Source organism: Pseudomonadota bacterium (assembly GCA_022361155.1).
In the GTDB taxonomy this organism is placed as follows: domain Bacteria; phylum Myxococcota_A; class Polyangia; order Polyangiales; family JAKSBK01; genus JAKSBK01.
Genome location: JAKSBK010000411.1, coordinates 1 through 3,329, shown reverse-complemented (window position 1 = coordinate 3,329; position 3,329 = coordinate 1). Strand labels below are relative to the sequence as shown.

Annotated in this window: 3 protein-coding genes; 1 reads left to right on the top strand and 2 read right to left on the bottom strand. The window is 66.5% G+C overall.

The features are described from left to right. Positions 1–175: 175 nt before the first annotated feature. Positions 176–754 carry a hypothetical protein gene (locus tag MJD61_15970; GenBank protein ID MCG8556762.1) on the bottom strand — a complete coding sequence of 193 codons (579 nt, stop codon included), beginning with the start codon at positions 752–754 and terminating at the stop codon, positions 176–178. A 69-nt stretch (positions 755–823) separates the two neighbouring features. After that, positions 824–1,450 (bottom strand): thioredoxin, encoded by a 627-nt coding sequence (gene trxA / locus MJD61_15965; GenBank protein ID MCG8556761.1) that lies wholly within the window; start codon positions 1,448–1,450, stop codon positions 824–826. Positions 1,451–1,811: 361 nt separating this feature from the next. Here trxA and MJD61_15960 point away from each other — a divergent pair, with 361 nt between their 5' ends. Further along, the gene (locus MJD61_15960; GenBank protein MCG8556760.1) at positions 1,812–3,029 is read left to right on the top strand and encodes a thioredoxin domain-containing protein; all 1,218 of its coding nucleotides are present in this window, start codon (positions 1,812–1,814) and stop codon (positions 3,027–3,029) included. The last annotated feature ends 300 nt before the right edge of the window (positions 3,030–3,329 follow it).

The following is a 3,329-nucleotide window of genomic DNA, read 5'->3' as shown; positions in this document are numbered from 1 at the left end:
TCAAAACCAAAACCGTATCCCTGCTCTCCCCGCACTCATCGAAGCCCGCGCCCAAGCTCCTTGAGTGCTCTGTACCCTGTGCGATCCTACCCTCCTCTCCTCGCCACCACCTTTTGAGAAGTTACCCAGCGGTGGTCAGAACCGGCGAAATGGATGAGTTGTTCTTCCGCGGGCCCTAGGCTTGCAGTGCTCCGGTTGCCTCGGCCGCGACCCGCATCGCAAGCACCTCGGCTACTTCCCGTTCGCGTCCCGCCAAACGCAGGTCGGCTCGGCGCGCCAGAGGCTTGAGGCGCACTGGCAGCCCCTCGCCCTGCACCAGGAGGACGGAGAGCCAGGCCTCGCAGGTTGCGAGCAGTGCGTTGCCGATACACGCCATCACGGTGGGACTTCGCTCGGCGGTGAGGGCCTGCAAGAAGCTGTCTGACTCGCCCGCGGCGAGATCGAGCAGGTGCACGCGCTCGATTCCGGCGACCGCGAAGCGCCTGGCAGCTTCCTGCGACGCGTCATCGGGGCTCGGCCAGCAGCCGCAGACACCGATCACGCGAATCCTGCGGCCGCGGCTCAGCGTCCGTGCCAGGTGCACGGCAAACTCAACCTGAGCGCCGGATTTGCGGGTAGAGCCGACCGCCACGGCAACGCACGGCAACCGCGGCCGACGAGCAGCAAGCTCATCCGGCAAACGCATCAGCGCATCGGATGGCGCGCCTCGGGACGGCTTCGCAAGCACCTGCAGTCGTCGCCTGTCCACCATCACCCGCGATACAGCGTAGCGCCCCGCATCCAGCAATGCAGCGTAGCGCCCCGCATCCCGCGGTGGACACCCCTAACCGCGTTCGACGCCGAGACCGTCAGCCTCCCAGTGCAGGAAGCCGCCAGCAAGAAAGCCGACGTTGATGCCGCGCTCGCGCAGCTTGTCCGCGAGCTCCTTGGCTTCGTCGCCGCTGCGCGAGTAGAGCACGCGTAGCCTGCCGTCGCTGGGACGCAGCTCCCGCGCCCGATCGGTGACCTGCTCGCTCGGGATGTTGATCGCTCCTGGGATGCGGTAGCGGCGAAAGGACGTGGCGTCTCTCAAGTCCACGGCCAGGACGCGGCCCTCCCGCGCGAGCCTGTCGAGGTCTTTGGGAACGATCTCGGCCGCTGACGCGGGCAGGACCGGCTTTACCATCTCGACCAGAGCCTGCTTGTTGACCGCACCGACCACCTGATCCACCGGCCTCCCATCCGCGAAAAGCACCAACATGGGGATGGACTGCACGCGGAAGCCCTGGGCAAGACGCGGGCTCTTTTCGACGTCCACCCGAACGATCTTGAGCTTGCCAGACAGCTCGCGCGCCAGCTCCTCCAGAATCGGCTCGATCAGCTTGCACGGCTGGCACCAGTCCGCATACAGGTCCACCAAGACCGGCAGCTCGCTGCGCAGCACTTCCTGCTCGAAGCTCGCTTCGGTCACCTGCGAAACCTTCGCCTTCGCGACTGTTGCCTGCCAAACCACGTTCCTACCGGCTCTCTGCTGCGTCATCCCGCCGCTCTGAGCGCCGATCGGCGCTCCAGGCCACCGCTGCGGCCTGCGGGCGGCGAAGCTAGCACGGCCAGCACGCGGTTCAAGCGGAGCAACAGGCCCGATGCGCTTTCGTCAAGGGGGCGGAGCAGCGCGAGGTCCGAGCCCTCGCGACGCGAGGCGTGAGCCCGGTCTAGGACCGTATTGCGGGAAGATGGGAGCGTCTTCAGAATCGGATCGAGAGCCCGCGGATGATCGGAATCGTGGGCCCCGAGTTGCGGCCAGGCGCCCGCTCGGGCGGTATGGTCAGAGGATGCGTCTGCTAGCACTGCTTGCGAGTCTCGTCGGCCTGAGCGGCGCCGCCTATCTCACGCATGCGCATATCCAAGGGGGCTTCAGCGACGCCGGGCTGTGCCACACTTTGTCCGATACCGGTTGCTCCGTTGCCATCGAGTCCGGCTTCGGTGCACTGCTCGGGGTGCCCGTGCCGGTGTTTGCCGTGGGGCTGTATGCGGCTCTGCTGCTCGCGGTCGCCCGCGGGTTCGATGACGGCGCTTCCCGCGTCTGGGCCGCAGGGGCGGCGGCGCTCGCCTGTGGCGCTGTTGCCGGCGGCCTGTTCCTGCTCGGCGTCATGGCCCAGGCCCGGTCCTACTGCCCCGTGTGCATCGGGATGGACGGCTGCAACCTGGTACTGGCTGCCCTGTGGCTAAGGCGCGCCCTCAGCCTGCAAGGGCCTGCCTTGGCGGCGGGTCCGCTCGCCGGACTGGGACTGACCGCGACGCTGGTTGCCGGGGTCGCCCAGATCGCTCACGTAACGCTGGCACCGGCGCCAGCGCCCCAGACGGACACCCCGGCATCGGCGCGAGCCGAACGCGCGCTGACCGTCGAGCAATGCCACGCCGTGGAGCTGTCCGCGCTGGAAATCTCTGACTTCCTGTGCGCCTATTGCAAGCGATTGCAGGCGAACCTATCCGGTCTGCTTGCGAGCTGCGGCGCGCGCGTGGACAAGCGCTTCGTGCACTTTCCGCTCGACACAGCCTGCAACCGGTTCGTGAAACGCAACCTGCATCCGGGAGCCTGCCGGCTCGCAGAAGCTTCGGAATGCGCGCGGCAACAGGGGAAATTCGTCTCTTTCGCGGCAGGCCTCTTCGAGACGACGCCGCGTGATGCGGTGGCCGTCGACGCGCTGGCCAGGCGGGTCGGTCTGGACCTGGCGGAGTTCACGCGCTGCCTCGACGAGGGTAGAACCCGTGACCGCGTGCGTACCGACATCGAGCTCGCCCACCGGCTTGGAGTACGTTCCACCCCGACCTTTTACCTGAACGGCCGGCGGCTGGAGGGTGCGCTGAGCCGAGAGCGCCTGGAGCGTGAAATCAGTCTGGCGCTGCAGAAGGACGCTCGAGAAGCGCGCGCCATCCAAAGCCAGGCGCCAGCGTCCGGCGCCTCCGCGCAGTTCAGCTCCGAGCCGGCCGAAGCCTGTGATGCCGAGCGCTTCAGCCGAAAGCAAGATGGCTGTGCGCTCGAGCCCTAGTGTCCAGTATCCGAAATCCCGCACATAATTCGCCGGCCCTTGGCACCGCTCACGCCATCGATCGCCGTTTGGCTATCTCCTGGAAATAGCGCTGCACTGCATCGAAATTGAACCGCAGCCTGCGTCGATTCAATGACCCGAGCGTCGCCAATTGCTCGCCGACTTATGTACGTAATCACGGATGCAGGACACTAGAAGCGCCAAGCGACACCGTGCCCCAAGCCGAGGCGGACCTTTGCCTCGGGATACTGTTAGGATCGCCGCCGCTGAGGAACAAGATGCCCCAATACTGCACTGTAG

Coding starts and splice junctions, on each gene's coding strand:
- MJD61_15960 (MCG8556760.1), top strand. CDS start 1,812: ATGCGTCTGCTAGCACTGCTTGCGAGTCTCGTCGGCCTGAGCGGCGCC.